Source organism: Amphritea sp. GJ51-11 (assembly GCF_055808735.1).
The window spans coordinates 1257207-1275096 of record NZ_CM147881.1 but is presented as its reverse complement, the minus strand read 5'-3'; the positions used below and the strand labels follow the sequence as shown (position 1 = coordinate 1275096).

The following is a 17890-nucleotide window of genomic DNA, read 5'->3' as shown; positions in this document are numbered from 1 at the left end:
TTACCCCTTTTCACGGCATAAATCATAGAAGTTTTTCAGTGCCGGAACCGCATCTGCAGATATCTGAGTATTCACAAGAACGTCGTCGCCCACAATAACTAAGACCCTCTTCTGGCGGCTCATGCTCACACATAGACGATTTTCCGACATGAGATGACCGAATATTTTTTGCTGCTTCTTTTTGTAATCCTCCTCGTTCCGAATATAAGGCGGTAAGGCGTTCATATCCTGAGACCTGACCATGGAAAGAAATACAATGTCGAACTCCATACCCTGAAAGGCATCAACAGTACCGATGCGAAGCCGCTCTTCACCATTTTCAAGAACGCGGTACTCCTGACATATCTGCCATGTACCATCTTGAGCTTTTTCTGTGATGCCATATTCTTTCAAAGCTTTATAAACAGCAAATACTTGGGCCTTGTAAAAACTAATTACACCAAAGCTTAAACCTGGATGCTTATCATCTTTGGTTAGCTTTTTCATAAACTCTGCACTGGATTCATATGACTTAATCCAGTCACTTACTCTCTTAGCGATAATTTTGGCTTCAGCTTCTCTTTCACGACTACCACTTTCAAGACGCTGCTCTTTCCCACACTCATTTGGTACACTAACCCAAACTGCTGCTCTATCTTCGATGCCTTTTAATTTCTGAGTAAAATATTTAGCGACTAAAGGAGAACGATAACCTTCATTGTATTGTTCATAAAAGTTGAGGCTTGCAAAATCACCCAACAACGGGTGTGTTCGGTACTGAGCATTCAGCGTCACGGTTCGTTTGATGTCGTCCTTCTCTTCCAATTTTTTCAGGCGGTTGAACAGATACTCAAACATACTTTTCTTCACAAAATCGACATCTACCGGCGGACCCGATGAATCATCACCTTCCAAGGCTCTGGCGACCTCCTCGTCAATCAAGTGGGGTAACTGCCTGTGGTCCCCGACAAGGATTATCCTTTTTACAGCCTGAGACATCGGGATAAGCAGATCTCGCGGGCTGGTTCTCGCAGCCTCATCTATGATCACCGTATCGTACTTAACCATTTCCGTTCGCTGATCATATCGGACGTTTTTATTCTTTGAACGGATGATGTCTTTCCCGACCGCCTGTTGAGTAGTTGCAGCATACACAAAGTTATAATCCTCTATGGCTTCACGAACACCATCAGAATTGTCTTCAAGCTCATGTAAAAACTCAGCTAGTATTGCATCCCGCTTATTGGTTGAATTAAGTTTTTTCTCCAGAAGCTGAGATACCGTTGCCACCAATCTCAACACATCCTCTCTTGGTTTTTCTGTCCTAAAATCGGGCGAAGAAAGATATTTATAGAGCAGCGACTCTTTCAGCCCTCTCAGCTCGGGAAGAAAACTCAGCGGCTTACCGCTTCGCCAACGGGCCGCTTTTTCAAGAACGCTTAAATCTAAATTGGCTGATTCGTCTTCGATCTTGTCCAGCAAATCGACAGCTCTTGCCGCACCGTCGTCTACAAAGGCAGCTTCACTGACACGAAGAGCGCGAACGAGCCGCAAGGTGGAAGGATCATTCGGTTTCAGTTCCGCCTGCAGGGAATTGATAATTTCTTCAGCCTCATTAGTGACCTCTTCAGAAATCACGTCTCTGGGCAAATTCAGAATACGCCTCATCAAACTGATTGTGTTGCTCCTAGAAGGACACAATGAATAAGCGACAAACAACTCTGTCAACCTTACCTGCTCTTCAGTCTGAGCAATTTGAGGGTTCTTTTTTCGAATATTCTCGGCGACATTGGCACACCACTTGTTAATTTTTTCGGTAACGGCATCTTCCGTAAATTCGGAATTACCGGACCTTCTGCCGAACTTAACGGCCGGAAGGGCATTAACACTCAGCCTAGCCACGATATTTTCAACGGCATCGTGCTGAAAACCGGAAACAAGTATCTGTCCTTTTATCGACTTTGTTTTGTCATACTCCTCATTGAGCCTTTCAAGAATTGCTGTAACGACAGTTGTTTTTCCTGTTCCCGGAGGCCCCTGAATAAGAGCAATATCCGGGGTGTTCAATGCGACGTCAATAGCCTCCACCTGCCTTTTTGTGGGAGGGTATTTAAAAATCTTCTCTTTCACGAAGGGCGTCAAAGACTTCAGTTTAGTGACGCGTTGGATGTCCGGGAGTATTCCTCCTTCTTCAATCAACAGGCCGAGAAGCGGATTGGCACAGCGTCCTTCCAAAATGGATGACCGTGTCCGCATTCGTCTTTCAATCTGAATTTTGTCTCCATTGATGGACAGAATCAAAAACATTGGACCAGACGGAATTGACGGCAAGTCCAACTCAATACTGTTTTTTGAAAGTTTAAGGATCGGGACATAAACAGAAGCTGGTATTTCAGCATCATTCTTTTTCTGATCCGTTTTGGATGTAAATTCTTCTTGCAGAGCCTTGCTGTAGGCTTCCCATGTAAGATCAGGATTCTGGAGATACAAAGGCTCCTCAGAGGTTATCTCTATCTCATCTCCTTCGGTAAGTTGATCCGGGATGGACTGCACAAAGAACTTCACTCCTTTTGTTGTCTGCTCTGTACCATGAAAATCTATTCGACCTACGGCTTTCGCCCTTGCCAACAGCATTTCACCTTCAATAGCGCCGTATTCGTCCCACTGTTTCAAGTAGCTCCCGGTTTCCTTGGTAAGCTGACTCATAGCTCCAGCAGCTAAAGCACGGATGCGACCCGTCTTAGTGTAATCAGAAAACTGGACCGCCCCCCTTGCCAGACGCAATGATCCTTCACTCTTCTGATTATCTCTAAAGACCGCTTTGGTCGCAAAATAGATGTTCTTTGACTTATCGACATTGCGCCTTTCAACCGGGATACGAACCCTCTCCCCATAGATAGAGAATTCCCGGTACTCCTCCTGAACAACGGCTTGACCGTCAATCGAATCTTCATCCTCAGGATTATCCGCTTCAAAGTCAGCCTTGGCGGATGGGCCGCTCATAAGCAGAAAAAATCTTCGTTGCCAACGCTGATTTTGCATTTCTCGTTTAATACGCTCCCTAGCTCTTCGGTTCCATTAAACCGAATGCCATTTCTTTTAGCCGTTGACTCAATGCGCTCATCAATGCCGATCTCCACATCGCCAATTTCAACAATTTCTCCATTGAAAAAGATGATTTTCACAAACGCACTACCGTCCTTGGCAATCTGCATTACCTCGGCAAGGTGCGCACAACCTCTTTTTAAGTGGAAATTCAGATCTTTTTCAGCCGAAGCGACCCGGAGCGCCATGCTCCACTGCTGGCCATCGAGTCTTAATTTGTATGCCTGTCCAGTACTGCTCGGTGCGATAGTTCCAACACCTATGTTTGGAGAATCTCCAGACAGCTCCGGTTTCATCCATAATTCAAAGGTGATTTCAGCATTTATGTCTTTCAGTCTCATTTGCTACCTCCGCTGATCATGCATTTAACCAACCGAGGACTATTCAAATGTGCGAACATCAAAAACTGAAAACCCGGCGTTGCCCGGTCTATTTTCATCTGTGAATAAACCTTCTGAAAACCACTTTGCGGGTGGCTATCAACGGCAACGGATAAATCGGCTTTGCCATGGTCTGACTTTTTAATCAGAATGCCATTATTGCTCGAAGAGATGAGCAACTCTGCTGTATCCGAATCAAGCATTGCAAACTCATCAAAAACTCGTCTCGGTACTGTCAGTTCTGACTCCTGCGAGATCTCACGTACATAGCGCCAGCATGGTGAGTTTAGGGGCTTATCAGGTCCATTCCATCGATAAGACTCAAGAATGAGCACCTGCGGCCTCTGCGTTTTACAGTAAGGGCAATTATGATCCTCTGTTTCCGGATGAATGAAATCATAGTAATAGTTCATTGAGCAGCCCGGGCACGTGACGGTCATATCCGCTGCCTGAGCGAGAGCTTCAGGCCAGTGATAAATGGTCGGCCGCAGTGAGGGGCATGTCCTGCCCCGGCCGAATGTGCCCTCAAATAACACGGTCAGTTTCTCTGTAAGGAGAAGGGATCTTGGCAGACAATGAGTTGAGGAATTACTATCATCGGCAGGATCATCCACATAGGGGATGTATCCTGAATATGCATATATTTCTTCCCAACTCCACTCCTGGGCTTCCTTTATCCCCCTCAGCCTTTTCATTATTAGGGGATCTTTTTCTAATACTTTATCGGCTTCAGTGGTATCCCAACCACCACCTCCATTTTCAACATATTTTCCATTAAATGGATGCAGCATAGAGAGCAAGTAGAAAGCCACGACCGCGAACGCATGACAATCGCTTGAAGGTCTTCCTCCGTCTTTGCCCTGCACCAGCTCGGGGGCACCGTATTTGGGCGTGTAAACAACACTTCCGCCTGCAGTGATTTCAAATCGAATATTGTCGGCATCAATCAGCCAGACTGATGAGTCATCAATTCCTTCTGAAATAAAGATATTGTCGGGGGATATGTCGCCATAGACCATGCCGTTACCATGGAGGCGTGCCAATAATGACGCGCACTTGTAGAGTGCATGAAGTCTGCGCCTTAGCCCTCCAGTTTTGTAGTAATGGACGATCTTTTTAGCTTCCTTCTCCGGCATTGCCGAAAGCCATGCCGGGATATCGCCGGGACCAATTTTTTCTGCGGACTTGCCATCGAGCCAAAAATGACTGAACGGAACCATCTCACTCAAAAGCTGCATCACATAACCGGCATTGTTCTGAAGCAGCGCTGCCGGTACGGATATATTCAGGCTTTCCGGCAGAGGCAGAAGCCGGACGCGCTTAAAGCGCTTTGAATACCGTTCCACCGACTCTTCATCGGTGACAGAGTTCCCGCTTTCATCTGTAACAAGCTTAATCGCCAGATCAGGGTCCTTGGTACGGAAAACAACGCCTTGGCCACCTTTACCGAGCACCTTGTCCTGAATGTGTACATTCTGATATTCATCCACATGCTCGTTGAATCTTTGGCTCATTGGGAACCTCCTTTCTTAAACAGACAGGCAATCGTCTTGTCATCGGAGTGATGAGGAACGGGCCACTCATTAAGCATTGTTTTTAATTCATACGTTCGCTTGGATGCAGATAGTGCTGAGTACGATTCTGCAAGCTCTTTACAAAAAACAACTTCTGAGTCAGGTAATATGTCATCGGATATGCCATCCGTGCATAGTACAACTGCCTTACATGCCGTGCTTTCTATCGTCACGGTTTCCCACTGTTCCGGTTTGAATTCCTGTTGAAGACAGTTTGTGTAGTTTGAGAAGGAACCCTGTTTGTTATCACTGAGGATAAGGTGGTTTTCGCCAGTTTTTCCAAGGGCGGCAATCATTCCGTCGCCGAGGCGGCCAAGAGTGATAACTCCTTCGATCTGGATGGCGAAAAGGCATGTAGCCGAACAATCTGTTGAAGAGTACGGAGCTATTTTCACAAGCCAGTTGGCATGAATGAGCCTTAAAATATCAACGATATTGGCATCAGGGATATTCTGATAGCTCTTGGCTGCCTCGAACACAGCAAGACAAGCGGCTTTTGAACCGTGATCTGAATGTGCCTTGCTGCCCAGTCCGTCCGATACAACAACGACATTTCCCCATTTATACCGGCGTGCCATCCAAGAATCCTGATTTGGAATCCCGGCTTTAACATGTAGGGGGCCGATTACTGAGGCACCCCAGCTGTTCCAGAGTTGATCAAGCATCCCAATCCTCCCCTAGTTCTTCTGTTTCAGCCGGTTCGGATTGCAGAATCTGGGCTGTAGAAACTGGCATGGAAAACGGCTCATCAGAACCAAAGATTGTGCTGTCAATCGCGGAAGAAATATTCTCTGAAAGATGAAAACTGTTGTTTGTGGATATTTTCTTTAACTTCAGCAGGTCGGCGTCAGCGCCGACTGCAACAGTCCGGATGATCAGATCAGGAAATTTGCTCAATTGGTTCTGAAAGCTTACGATGTCTGAATTGGGAAAATTTCCGTCAGACAGAATGAGAATCCTCGATCTCCCGGTATCATTCAGATGCTGGGAGAGGAAATCAGAGAGATCACACAGGTTCGAGGAGCCCACAGCGTTTAAGGCAGGAATATCTCCGTCGCTTTGAATAGTGATCTCGGAAATATCCTGTGACCACTGATAAAAACGGATGCCTAAATCCGCATACTTTTGCTGATCAATGCCCTGCAGTTGAGCCGCGTAACGACACAAATTCCGCTGAAGATGGACTTTTCCCATCTCATTCATACTGCCGGAAACATCAATAATAAATTTAATTTGATTATCCATGGACTGGCACTTCATTATTTTTCAAAATAATGGCCTTAACCTGTTCTAACAAAGAACTTCCAATCACTTCTTGGATATTGTGAGAGTCATTAATCTTCTTACAAACAACTTTATTTTTAGGGGAGAAACAACAAGCTAAAATCCCATACCCAGAAATCCCTCCAAAGTACCTAACGATATTTTGCAGCTTCATTATCTGATCACTTTTTACTCCACCAGATTTACATTCCACAATATAAAGCGCCCTTCCATCCGTAAACGTTATATCTAACTCTTGATATAACGACTTTTCAGATAAAAAGGAATAGCCCTTTTCATCATCAATGGATACTTCCAATCCTATTTTCAGATCCTTTATAAGTCCTAACTCAAGCAGTGGTTCTAATTGACGGTACGTATATTCTTCAAACCAACCTCCGGATAGATAACGTGCAAAATCAGGCCAATTTACAAAAGAGTATATTTTATTATTTATTTTAATTTCAGCTTTATGGTCTTTTGATAACCGTACAGATACGTCAGAAAATTTAATATCAAACGGTTCTTGAGAGTCATTAAATTTAACAATATCTCTATATAACTTCGAAATTTTAGTGCGAGAGCGCCATAATTCAGAAGTCAAATCACTTCTATCAGAGCTATTTATATTAGATATATCTTGCCAATCACCTTTTTTTGAAATCCAAAGATTATCTCCATTTAACTTGATAAATGTATCAACAGAGTTAATCGGTTTTGTAGGAATCGATTTAAAATCATTTAAAAAAATAGTTTTATGGCTTCGGCTATCAAAATAAAAAGGGATCGCACTTACCTTTCTACAAGCAGCTAATGCACCTGCATACATAAGTTTTGTCCCCCCCGTCAAATTAAAGCCTACACGATAATTCGAAGGCAAAGCCTCAAGAATATTAAGCAGCTTTGTTTTTACATCTTCAGGATCATAAGGTTCGACAGACAATTCATGAAAATCACTATCACCAATAAATTGCTTCATTATACTGGCTGGAAAGTCTGCAGAATTAACAAAAATATGATTTTTACTTTGGAATTGATTAATTCCAAGCAAGCTAGGAGCTCTTTGCTCTCCAAACAAATGAAAAACAGCATCAAACTGTTCAATTTCTTGGCCTTTTTCAGGCAGAGATCTTGCGTGCCATTCCAACCACTCGTTCGGCAAAATAATTCTCTCTGGAGGTCTCCCCGGTTGAGAGGAGGCGATAAGACGTTTTTTTAATGTCGGGTGCCTCAGGGCAGCAAAAGCCCAGACGAAAGCCATAACAGGCGTACCTGGACTCAAGTAAAGCGTAACAAGTTTTTCACCTTTAGATGCGGCAACCGCATTCAAGAATTTCGTCGCAGCCTCATAGATACCTTCCGTGTCATTGAGATGAGTTAGCCCTACTGAGTGAAAACTCACATCTACCTTTTTTCCGGCCTCCCTAAGACATTTCTTTAGCCACTCATTGAAATGATAGTGTGCCCCCTCTGTATTTGAAAAATAATCGATAAACTGTCTTGCAGTATCCGGTTCAGAGCCTTCAACATCTGCTATTTTTTGCTGAAACTCTTCAGTATTAATTTCGCTTTTATCCGGGTGCGTAAAGCCAAGGATAACCACATCGGTATACTCTTCAGCCAGCAAGGCTCCCAGAACGGGTCCGGTTGTCTTTTCCAGTCCGAGTGAAGCCCTGAAATCAGTCATGCCATACCATGTCATTAAATATTTTTTCATAAACCTTTCCCATTTATGTATGGACGGAACCAACTAACCTGATTTTTCAAACGATCAGCAAAGACCGCACGATTGTCTGTTTCAAGTCCTTTAAATTTTCCTATTGTTCCACTAACGAATGAGCCTGCATCATCTTCATTCATGCAGAATCCGATGCGCACCTCAAAGAACCCAAGAAGATCCTTGCACGATGAATTACAGCGCTTCCAGTTATCCGCAAAGGCAATTACAAATGTCCCTTGCAGCGGACCGTCTTCGAGAATTTTCTTCAAACTCTCTTGTGGTGATGGCGGCTCATCTTTTTTCACCGGTCTAAAACTCGCCGGCCCGGAGTGAAATTCTTTGGTCGAATCCAGCCCGTCAATAATCACGATTCTTTTTGATAGTTGTAATTCCCCGAAGATCTCGGTCAGATTCAGCGCCGGAACGCTCTCGTATTTGGAAACGTTTTTTTCCCCGGAACCATCGAGATATTTTGATACACCCACTGGTACAATGGAGCGCCCGTTAAAGTAGATGATCTCATCAATGCTATTCTGAGCATCCAAGCTTTGAAAGATGGAGGCGAGCAGTCCGTCATGGATTGCGTCGTTATAGCCGGATATCAGTAAATTCGATGATGGCCGGTTAACCAGCGTCAGTGAGAGCGGCTCAGCTTCAAAACTCAAACGCTCACCAAGGTGCAATTGCAACGCCTCGCGACTTTTTGAATTGAACCAATCTGCAGCAGGTATTTCAGGTAGACGCGAACCATTGAATATTCTTGTTAAGCCGCAGTAACCACGCTGGTTTGCGGTTTGAGTAATCTTAGTAATGTGATCCTTGCACAGTTCTCTATCGGCAAAAGGTATCAAAAACCGTTGATTTGCCGATTTTGCCCCGTTGGAATTGTTAATAATTCCCTCCGGCGGGCTGCTCAATTTAGAAGCCTCCCAGTTACCGTTGCCAAGAATCATTGCGGAATCTTCCTCGCTGCAGGCAAGAGCAATCCGGCAGCCGATCTGGCTTATCAGCTGCCCCATTGAAAGAGACTGAATTCCTTTTAGTGTCTGAGTGGCCAGCAACACATGTATACCGTAGGCTCGTCCTTGTCTCAACAGCTGGTTCAACATTTTCTCTGCGGGTTCAGCCACTTGCCGCCCCTCGGAAAACAGAATCTGAAACTCATCGATAATCAGTAGGATGCGCGGGAGTTCGGTCGCAGAAGATTCCCTGTATTCATAAAAATCGCGGACAGATCGACTTTTGAATTCTTGAGCCCGTTTTTCAAATTCCTCGGTCAAATGCGCCAGAACAGTTACACCATATTCGGGATCACTTTCTGTAGCCACCAACTTTGCCTGAGGAAGCGGTGGGGAAGCATAAACACTGAATTCCATACCCTGTTTGTAATCCAGCAGGTAGATATTCAACTCCGAAGGTGAATACGTGTGGCAGAGGCTATGAATCAAAACATGGAGCAAGTTTGATTTACCGGAGCCTGAACGCCCGGCCAAAAGAACATGGTGTTCTGTATTCACCCCGCCGATTGAAAAAGTTACGGTCTCGCCATCCGCAGTCCAGCCGATCGGCGCTTGTACACCCTGAACAGCGTCGTGTCCCCAGTAGTCTGAGTTGCACCAGAGATCTGTCAGACTCTTGCTGAATTTTGCGCTCTGTTCGTACTTTAGCAATATGGATGCCAAAAAGTTCGTTAGCTCAGAACGTTTGGGCCAGAACTCCTGTTCCTCCACAACATTGATTTCAGAGATATACTTGGTCAGTATCCCTGCCGGAACAATGGAATCCATTCTCTTGGAATATTTATCTATCGCGGTGATTAGCCCTGTAAACTTGCGATCCTGCAGCCGACTCTCATCAATGGTCAACACCGGGAGCACGCCGCAGACAGGTCCATGTTCCAGAAGACGACTAAGGTACCAGAGGCTTTTGTCCGTCAACTGTTCCGGCACTCCGAAAATGAGCAGCAGTTTATATGGTATGGGATTGCTGCTGTTTGCCTCGTTGTAGGCGGACCAGCTCTTGATCTCTCCCTTGAATTTATTCTGAAGCAGATCCTCGACATAATCCGTTAACCGGGCCAGTGCATTTTCCAGTTCGTCCGACCGAGTCAGCAATCGCTGCTCGGGAAAGAGACGTTTTACTTTCAACAGAGAAAGAAACGGGTCCAGAGACGTGCCCAATCTCAGCGGATCTGCAGCGGTAATTTCAACATTGCCGACCGGCATGCAGTGCATCAGCCGAAGCATCAGCTGATGAATCAACCGGTGTCCTGTAGTCTGGTCAGGAAGCCAGAGCGATTTCTTAAAAGGAAAAGGGATCAGCCTTGGGATATAACCTTTCCAGTTCTGATAGGCAAGGTACATGCGCCCGAACGCCAGAGCGTCAGGGAAATGGGTGCCCCCGTTGATATTTTTGGCTGTTAACTCATTCAGATGCGGCTGACGCAGGCGAACCCTTTTGCATAGATCATCAAGATTCTTCAGGGCCGAAACCCATTCCTTCTCAAACTCCTCGTGCACCCGATGTTTTCTCTCACTAATCTGCTCTTTTTTTGATTTGAGAGCATTCAGCGCGTCGTTTCTTTTTCTGGCTCCAGCGAGTTTGGAATCACTTAATCGCTTAATTTTGGCCTGGATACCGGCAAGCTCAGTTTTCAGGTCATTCTGGCGATTCTCCAAATCAGCCTTTCGCGAACTGAGCTTGGTTCTAGTTTTAATTAAATCATCTTTGCCAAGCTCATTCTTTTGAATCTCTCTCTGGATTCTTTCAGATTCCTTACGTTCAGCATCACCGAACACGCATTTTACGATTGAAATTAAAATGGATCGCTCGTTGATCTCACGGTCAAGCCTACCCTTATTATTCGCGAGATCGGAAATAGCTTTTTCAATCTGTTTTATATGATCCGGTATGCTGCGAACCTCATCGCTTAGTGATTGCAGGCCTTTCTGCAAACCGGTCTCTTTATCATGCAGCGCGGCCAGCTCGCCTCTTTCTGCAGAGTCGCTGACAGCTCTGAGATTATCCACCGTTCTGTCGTAATCCCGCTCCGATTGCTTCAATTCTATTTGAAGCTGACCGTAGGTACCTTCCTGCCTTAGAATTGCCTTATTCAAGGTACCAACTGCATCAAACAGACGTTTAGGCATGGACTCCCTATTTTTCCCGCTGTTACTCATAGTCCATGCTTCCTATCGATTGCAGTTCTCCGGTTAGCTGATCAATCTCGACGGCTCGGGTCTGAAATAATTCTCCCATTTGCTGAAGGGCGGAGATGTCCTGCAAAAGAGGCTCGAAAACACCTGTAACAATAGACTGGCCAAACTCGTCCCTGACTGTGTCGGAAAATCTACCCATCTGTTGAGATGTCGCATTAAATAAATCATCAAACATCGACATCCTCCTCTTCGATCGGTAGCTGGAGGGCGACAACATCAGCCTTTAATGCCTGCTCAATAACACCTGAAACATCCGCAAATGATTCAGCCACACCGGCTGCACTAATCGTTTCGAGTTGCGGCTTGTCCATGATGTAGCCGGACTTGAAATCCTCATCAGAGTTTCTGACCTTTTCAATCAGCTGGTGCCAGTATCCTTCTGTCAAGGACAGGGAATACTCACTATCCGTTAGCGAAATCAGTTCTTCAGTAAGCTGATCAACAGCACCCATCTCGCCTGCCTCCATAGCGTTCTGGAGCTTGGAGGAAAGATCCTGAGCTTTGCTGGTGTGTTCACTTGGTATCAGAGCGATTTTAATTTTCATGAGTTCCCCCGTTATTTGCATTAGAACCGGTCACCATGTCCCAGCAGGCTTTGTCGATCTCGTCTTTTGTCGGGAGCATACCTATTAATGGCGATCCGGCACTCCGAAGGGCTTCACGCAGCTCTTTTTCCTGTTCGGGAGTTAAATCTTTGATGTCGCGTGAACATACCGTCATCGACGCATTGGCTTCCTGATGTCCGCCGGACTGGAAAACCATGTGCTCTTTCTGAAAATAAAGGTACGAAGCCCGGCCGCATTTCACTTCAATGGCGATAGAGCCTCCAGCCGGAGCACTCATACCTTCACCACGGCCCAGAATAACCGGCACTTTCAGGTCCTCAATGATTAGATCAGTTTTGGTAAATCGACCGTCCTCAAATTTGGTCCTGGCCTGCGTGTCCGCTTTATGTCCGAGTGGACTTAGAGCCTGTTCAACAATTTTTTCACCACAGTAGCCACTCAGATTTCGGCGGATCTTAAGCTGAACCGCATGCCTCTCAGCAGGACCGTTGGCGGCTTCGAGCTGGTTTCTGTAGTCCGTAATCTTGGCTCTAAATGCCGGATCACGATCTGCAAGGTATTCAAAATAGTAGCGCTGCTGCTCTATGGATAGATTCAGCCGTGAATGCAGTTCTGTTGGCGTAACCGGCTTATTCAAGTCGGGAGTCCATTTCAGCCATGAATAAAATTCCGCTGCTGGCGGGTGCGTATCGAGATAAGCGTTGAGAGCTGCCTTAGCGTTTTCCAGCCGGGCTTTTCCTGTTTCAATGTGAGCCGCCGCACTGGCAAGCCGGGTTATACACTCCGTTTGCACTGTTTCCGCCAGCTGCGTTGCCATATAAAGACACTGCTTGGCCATTTCATTTCGCTGCTCCATCTTCATACGATGGTCTTTCGCTGATTTCAAAGCGTCCTCAGCAGTCCCAACGGCGGATTCCATTTCGGCGACTGCAGATTCTGCGGCGGAGACATCGGTTTCTTCAGATGAACAGTTGGGCGGTTCATAGCTGCCACTCGCTTCGCAGGCGGAAAGAGATAAACAAGCGGAACTCAATTGCTCATTGGCTGAAGTAAGCTGCTCATTAGCCTGTACTAGCTGCTGTCCGGCCTCCATTTCATCTTCCATCACAGCATCCAGTAATTGAGCGCTGTTGTCGGCCTCCTTCTGTGCTTCGGCCAACTTGGCTTCAGCCGCAGCAATCTGAGCCTGACAGGTACTCTCCATAGAATCATAGGCTGACTGAAGTCCGGCAATTGCTTCCTCGAGATTCTCAACTTGTCCAACGGATACGTACGCCATTCCCCACCTTAACTCTGTAAATAATCTCTTAAACGCGAAGCCAGAGCGTGAAGATAAGGGACCTGTTCCGATGCGTTAGCCTCAAAATAAGCAAGCTGCTCCACCAGCACGTTATAGTCCTCTTCAAAACTCGCTCGCTTTTCATCCTGCCAGGTATCCCCGAGGGCACCAAAGCTATGATTCAAACCGTTAACCGCTTCATTCAACGTGTCGATGAACTGCGTTAGAGACTGCGCGAAACGGTCAAGTTCATCAGGATCGCCAATGGCCTGTGACATGATTTACCTCCAAATTTTTGTTTACCAGTAGCCTTCATCGTCGGATGAAGCGGTTGTATTTCCGGCTGTAGCCGACTTGACACTGCCACCGTCCAGTTTGATTTCCGACGGGGCCGGTACCACGTTCGGGTTCTTGGACTGCGAACGCGTGGTCACTGACATGGTTAATCGCTGGAAAAACTCATGCAGCTGCCCGGCGTTTTCCGCATAGAAAAGATCATGGGGCGTGCCCTCGATAAAACGCTTCAGAACCTTCTCATCCGCATCACGCCCGATAGCCATTGCCATACGGTCACATTTGGACGAGCGTCCTTCGGAGATAAAGTCCTTTAAAGGTGTTTTCCAACTATCATTTGGCTGTCCGTCTGAAACAAGAACGACGGTCGGGCGGTAAGCACGAGACGGAGTAGTCTCTTTATCCTCAATCATGGCCTTGGCCATCTTGAGGGCCGTTCCCATCGGGGTCATACCGTTTGCCTGAAGGCCTTGCCACTGCACCTGAGAAGCCTTGGTGTAGGGAACATGCAGTTCAACTTGATTGCCAAAAGTAATGACGGAAACAAGAATCTCAGTCTCCATCTTCTCTTCCTGCGCAAAAGTGTCCAGCATATCCTCAACAGCCTTATTAAGGTTCTCGATTTTATCTCCGGACATGCTGGAGCTGACATCCAGAAGCAAAACGACAGGAAGCGGTTTAGCGGTAGGGGTGGTGAACTTTTTAGGATCAAACATGAATTATTCTCCTAATTCATTTGCTGGTTTAAATTTCATATAATTCTGCTTATTCAGTAAAATATTCGCTTCCGACAAGCACTCAATAGATAAAAGTCTTCTATCCCACATACTCCTCCAGTAGAAACTATTCAATTAAACTGCTTCCTTTCTGGCTCACAGCGCATATCTTAATTAATCTTATTAGGGATATGCAGAGACAATGCCAATATCAATCATCCATTTTAAATCAACAACTTAAATCAAATCCAACTATAACAACTAATAATTTAGGTAATTTTTTTTACTGATTTTTAATATTTATTACCATTGCTTGTCTTAATTTTCATTTAAATAATCACAGCAGATAACACATCATCGAGCTGCTCTCTGAATTAACGATATCCGGCATTAAGAGTTACGAATGCGAACTATCAACGGCTTCGGCAAATGTTGCATAATTATTCCTAAAGACATATCAAGCTCATATTCGAACTTTAAGGTGATAGTGCTATCAAGGTTTCTCCATTGACCTACGCGGTAAACCCATCAATATCACAACCACTTAGCGCATCTATATACACAGGATCACAGCGCCCTTTATCAAGAGCTATCTGGATGTAAAATAGCGCCTTCAAGTAGCGAACCTTACCCACACAATTAGAACCAAACATCAGCATGGTCAGCGTGAAGCCGGTCGTTTATGTTGAGCGGAACGAGCGAAAGTTAGTTAACGAGAATGATGTAATACGCATAAATTAGTCCGTTAATTTTTAAAGAGTAGGGGTTACGAGCAAAAGCTGAAGTCTGATGCTCTCTTCAAACCGCTGAGCCCAGCCCAAACCCATTCATCTTGCCTGAGCCGAGCTTCGTTGAGCCTCAGAGACCAACCTGATGGATTGGCTGGGATTATTAAATTGTCTAGCATGGCAACGTCCTGTTGAATTTCCTTTAAAATGGGGTAGCCACAGCAAATTATTTCACAATCGACCGGTAGCATTAGGTTCGGAAGGAAGCTTGAGCTCCCTATAAATAACCCCAACCACTTTCTATACATAGCACCTCAGCTTAACCAGCGAGCTTTGCGGGTTGAGATAGGCACAGGTCTCAGCAAAAGCGCCGAGATCTGCCAACTGTGGCCAGGGTTTTCTAAGATTTTCAAAGTTCATAGACTTCATGTCATTGTGACCGTTATTACATCCTGTATTTCACATATCGCGCTAACTTTAAAAGAATCTACACTTTTTCACTCGTTGATATCAAGCTTATCAATCCAATTAGTCAGTGTTTGATGGTTGGGTAAACCCAATAACTTAGCCGCTTTACTCTTCTGACCCGAGGTTAAACGCAACGCTTCCTCTACACAATAACGCTTGGTATTATCGATGATTTCTGAAATATTTATACCGAGAGAAACATCGATTCCTAAGCTTTTTTGATCCGCCTTTTTATTTCTCGGCAACATCGCACGCTGTAAATGCTCAACGTCTAGCACCTGCCCCTCTGACCAGATGGAAGCACGTAGCAAGGTATTCCAAAGCTCTCGAATATTACCCGGCCATCGTTGCTGACAAATAAACTTTATTGCAGCTTCGGAGATGTTTTTACTTTTATAACCGGGTTGTTCCTGCGCGTCGTTATTTAGCTGATCCATCAATACCGTCAACAACTCAGGAATATCATCCCCTCTCTCTCGTAGTGGCGGCAGTTGCACGATACCCACTGCCAGGCGATAGAATAGATCTTCACGAAAAGAGCCTTCCTCTATCATCGCCAAAAGATCTCTATGCGTTGCTGCGATAATCCGAACATTAACCTTATGAGGTTTACTTTCACCGACAGGGTTAATTTCTTTTTCTTGCAAAGCGCGAAGCAGCTTAGCCTGGGCATCCAGAGGCAACTCACCGATTTCATCTAGAAACAAAGTGCCTCCATCCGCCTCATCAAAAAAACCTTTACGGCTTGAGTCTGCGCCGGTAAAAGCGCCCTTTTTATGACCAAACAGCTGAGAATCGATCAGGGTTTCAGGGATGGCGCCGCAGTTTACGGGTATAAATGATTTTTCAGACCGCGGGGATGCGCTGTGAATCGCTTTCGCTATTACCTCTTTACCGGTGCCCGACTCGCCTTGAATAATCACGGGTAAATTACGCGTCGCTAACTTCTTTGCCATTTCAATCGCCTCATTCATCACCGGAGAACGACTCTGAATATGCTCAAAATAACTATCTAATACAGGAGATGAAGCGGCAAGCTTACCTAATACGCCATCTTGGTGTTCTAAATAAGCTAATGCAATATTGAAGGGCAATTCTATATCAGCAAGACCATTTTGCTGCGACGTTTGAACCAGCTGAGTGTTATAAACCCCCTTACCCAGCAGCAACCAAATAGCAGCCATCGCGGGCGTACCCGAGGAAAGGTTTAGGGTCACGAGGGACTCTGAAGCTGATAGTTTTTGTAGCTCTTCATCCGCGACGCTATAAATACTAGGATAATGGATAGGGCTTTCTAACAGCGCGTTAAAAATAGACACTCTCGCCTTCCGATTCGACTCACTTAACTGCTTCGATAGCCACTGCTGATACCCCTCAGTCTCATCAAACCAATTACTAACCAAAATACGCACTTCATCGAAAGGCGCATCAGAATCAAAAAGAATAGAGGCAATGGGGCCACGCGACCCCTTATCAACTGCGTCTAAATCATGTCGACCCAACCAAGTCAGCAGAATCCTTTTCTTAATCACTAGAATATTCCTTTACTAATCTGAAAAAGAATTTATCACGTTAAAGATTGAATGTCCTGACTCCTCCCATCATCCAGCGCTACTAAAAAACGTTTTATAGGCATCCACTTATTGAGAGCTAATAACAGCAGCAGATCAATTTTGAATCACGTTTAAACATGCCACACCAAGGTTCTAATCTCCCTCAATAATGCCCTTTTTGTACAAGCGTTATAATTAAACCTTCGTTATGTTTGAAAAGCGTGACAACGATTGATCACTTAACCCACTGGCTTCGCGCGACTCAAATCCTCCCAAGCTTGGCAACAGCCTATGCCATTGCCGTTCTACTTAAACTCGCCCTTGTCACATTTAATATGCAAAGGGACGAAACACATATGGGTAGAGAATTGCTGGTATTGGCGAAATCGAAAAAGCCTGGTGGCTTTTGCGTCGCGGGCCTTGAGATTGATAGCAGTGCACAGGGTCGCCAAATCAGCAATCGGTGGTTAAGGCCTGTTGTCAAATCACAACAAGGGGCCTGTGGTGCATTGCCCGCTGCTGCTTGCCAAAACTTCGGAGTGCTCGACCATATACAGTTGGAATGCACCCACTACACACCGACTCAAGGTCAACCTGAGAATTGGTGCTGGGCAGAATCAGCGATTACACGGCTATCCCCAGCGGCTTATAAGCCAAACCTCAATGGTCTAATTGATCAAGCACAATCAATTTGGTCTGACGCTAGTACACAATCAGATCATGAAATTTCGATGCAATGCGCACATCTAGCTAAAGCGGCCCGTTCTCTGATGTTGGTACAACCTATCGACCTCACCTTCACACTCAGCCTTAACTCGAACAACCGGTGTCCACGCATCACTGCAGCCTTTACACACAACCGTCGCTACTATCAAGGACTGCCCGTAACAGACCCGGTGCTATTTCGCATTTTTAAAAACCAATTTCCAAGCACGCCCGGATGCTCAACGAAAAAAACACTGAACCACGGTGATGCATATTGGCTTACCTTGAGCCTATCCCCCCTTTTGGCGTAAAAAATGCTCACTACATTCTCGTCGCGGCCAT

At 45.5% G+C, this 17890-nt stretch carries 14 protein-coding genes; 1 reads left to right on the top strand and 13 read right to left on the bottom strand.

Annotated features, from left to right (window positions below; all coding sequences use genetic code 11):
* From AC0L4K_RS05535 to AC0L4K_RS05475, 13 genes are all read right to left on the bottom strand, one after another.
* Complete coding sequence (locus tag AC0L4K_RS05535) at positions 1–2982, bottom strand: DEAD/DEAH box helicase (RefSeq protein ID WP_473268522.1); 2982 nt, start codon at positions 2980–2982, stop codon at positions 1–3.
* Positions 2979–3425 (bottom strand): hypothetical protein, encoded by a 447-nt coding sequence (locus AC0L4K_RS05530; protein WP_473268521.1) that lies wholly within the window; start codon positions 3423–3425, stop codon positions 2979–2981. Before AC0L4K_RS05530 ends, AC0L4K_RS05535 begins: the two co-directional genes overlap by 4 nt.
* Entirely contained in the window at positions 3422–4978 is a 1557-nt protein-coding gene (locus tag AC0L4K_RS05525; RefSeq protein WP_473268520.1) for a protein kinase domain-containing protein, read from the bottom strand. The genes AC0L4K_RS05530 and AC0L4K_RS05525 overlap by 4 nt, the downstream gene beginning before the upstream one ends.
* Entirely contained in the window at positions 4975–5703 is a 729-nt protein-coding gene (locus AC0L4K_RS05520) for a PP2C family serine/threonine-protein phosphatase (protein WP_473268519.1), read from the bottom strand. Before AC0L4K_RS05520 ends, AC0L4K_RS05525 begins: the two co-directional genes overlap by 4 nt.
* On the bottom strand, positions 5696–6283 hold the full coding sequence (locus AC0L4K_RS05515) for a VWA domain-containing protein (RefSeq protein ID WP_473268518.1): 588 nt from the start codon (positions 6281–6283) through the stop codon (positions 5696–5698). Before AC0L4K_RS05515 ends, AC0L4K_RS05520 begins: the two co-directional genes overlap by 8 nt.
* Complete coding sequence (locus AC0L4K_RS05510) at positions 6276–8018, bottom strand: Card1-like endonuclease domain-containing protein (protein WP_473268517.1); 1743 nt, start codon at positions 8016–8018, stop codon at positions 6276–6278. The genes AC0L4K_RS05515 and AC0L4K_RS05510 overlap by 8 nt, the downstream gene beginning before the upstream one ends.
* Positions 8015–11170 carry an FtsK/SpoIIIE domain-containing protein gene (locus AC0L4K_RS05505; RefSeq protein ID WP_473268516.1) on the bottom strand — a complete coding sequence of 1052 codons (3156 nt, stop codon included), beginning with the start codon at positions 11168–11170 and terminating at the stop codon, positions 8015–8017. The genes AC0L4K_RS05510 and AC0L4K_RS05505 overlap by 4 nt, the downstream gene beginning before the upstream one ends.
* Positions 11171–11192: 22 nt before the next feature.
* On the bottom strand, positions 11193–11414 hold the full coding sequence (locus AC0L4K_RS05500) for a hypothetical protein (protein WP_473268515.1): 222 nt from the start codon (positions 11412–11414) through the stop codon (positions 11193–11195).
* A complete protein-coding gene (locus tag AC0L4K_RS05495) occupies positions 11407–11784 on the bottom strand; it encodes a hypothetical protein (protein ID WP_473268514.1) in 378 nt (125 codons plus the stop codon). The genes AC0L4K_RS05500 and AC0L4K_RS05495 overlap by 8 nt, the downstream gene beginning before the upstream one ends.
* Positions 11774–13084 carry a Rho GTPase-activating protein gene (locus AC0L4K_RS05490; RefSeq protein ID WP_473268513.1) on the bottom strand — a complete coding sequence of 437 codons (1311 nt, stop codon included), beginning with the start codon at positions 13082–13084 and terminating at the stop codon, positions 11774–11776. Before AC0L4K_RS05490 ends, AC0L4K_RS05495 begins: the two co-directional genes overlap by 11 nt.
* A gap of 8 nt (positions 13085–13092) precedes the next feature.
* Positions 13093–13362 (bottom strand): WXG100 family type VII secretion target, encoded by a 270-nt coding sequence (locus AC0L4K_RS05485; RefSeq protein ID WP_473268512.1) that lies wholly within the window; start codon positions 13360–13362, stop codon positions 13093–13095.
* 21 nt (positions 13363–13383) lie between these two features.
* Positions 13384–14094: a vWA domain-containing protein gene (locus AC0L4K_RS05480; RefSeq protein ID WP_473268511.1), complete on the bottom strand. Its 711-nt coding sequence runs from the start codon at positions 14092–14094 to the stop codon at positions 13384–13386.
* A 1225-nt stretch (positions 14095–15319) separates the two neighbouring features.
* The gene (locus AC0L4K_RS05475) at positions 15320–16822 is read right to left on the bottom strand and encodes a sigma-54 interaction domain-containing protein (RefSeq protein ID WP_473268510.1); all 1503 of its coding nucleotides are present in this window, start codon (positions 16820–16822) and stop codon (positions 15320–15322) included.
* A gap of 377 nt (positions 16823–17199) precedes the next feature.
* Here AC0L4K_RS05475 and AC0L4K_RS05470 point away from each other — a divergent pair, with 377 nt between their 5' ends.
* Positions 17200–17859 carry a dual OB domain-containing protein gene (locus AC0L4K_RS05470; RefSeq protein ID WP_473268508.1) on the top strand — a complete coding sequence of 220 codons (660 nt, stop codon included), beginning with the start codon at positions 17200–17202 and terminating at the stop codon, positions 17857–17859.
* The last annotated feature ends 31 nt before the right edge of the window (positions 17860–17890 follow it).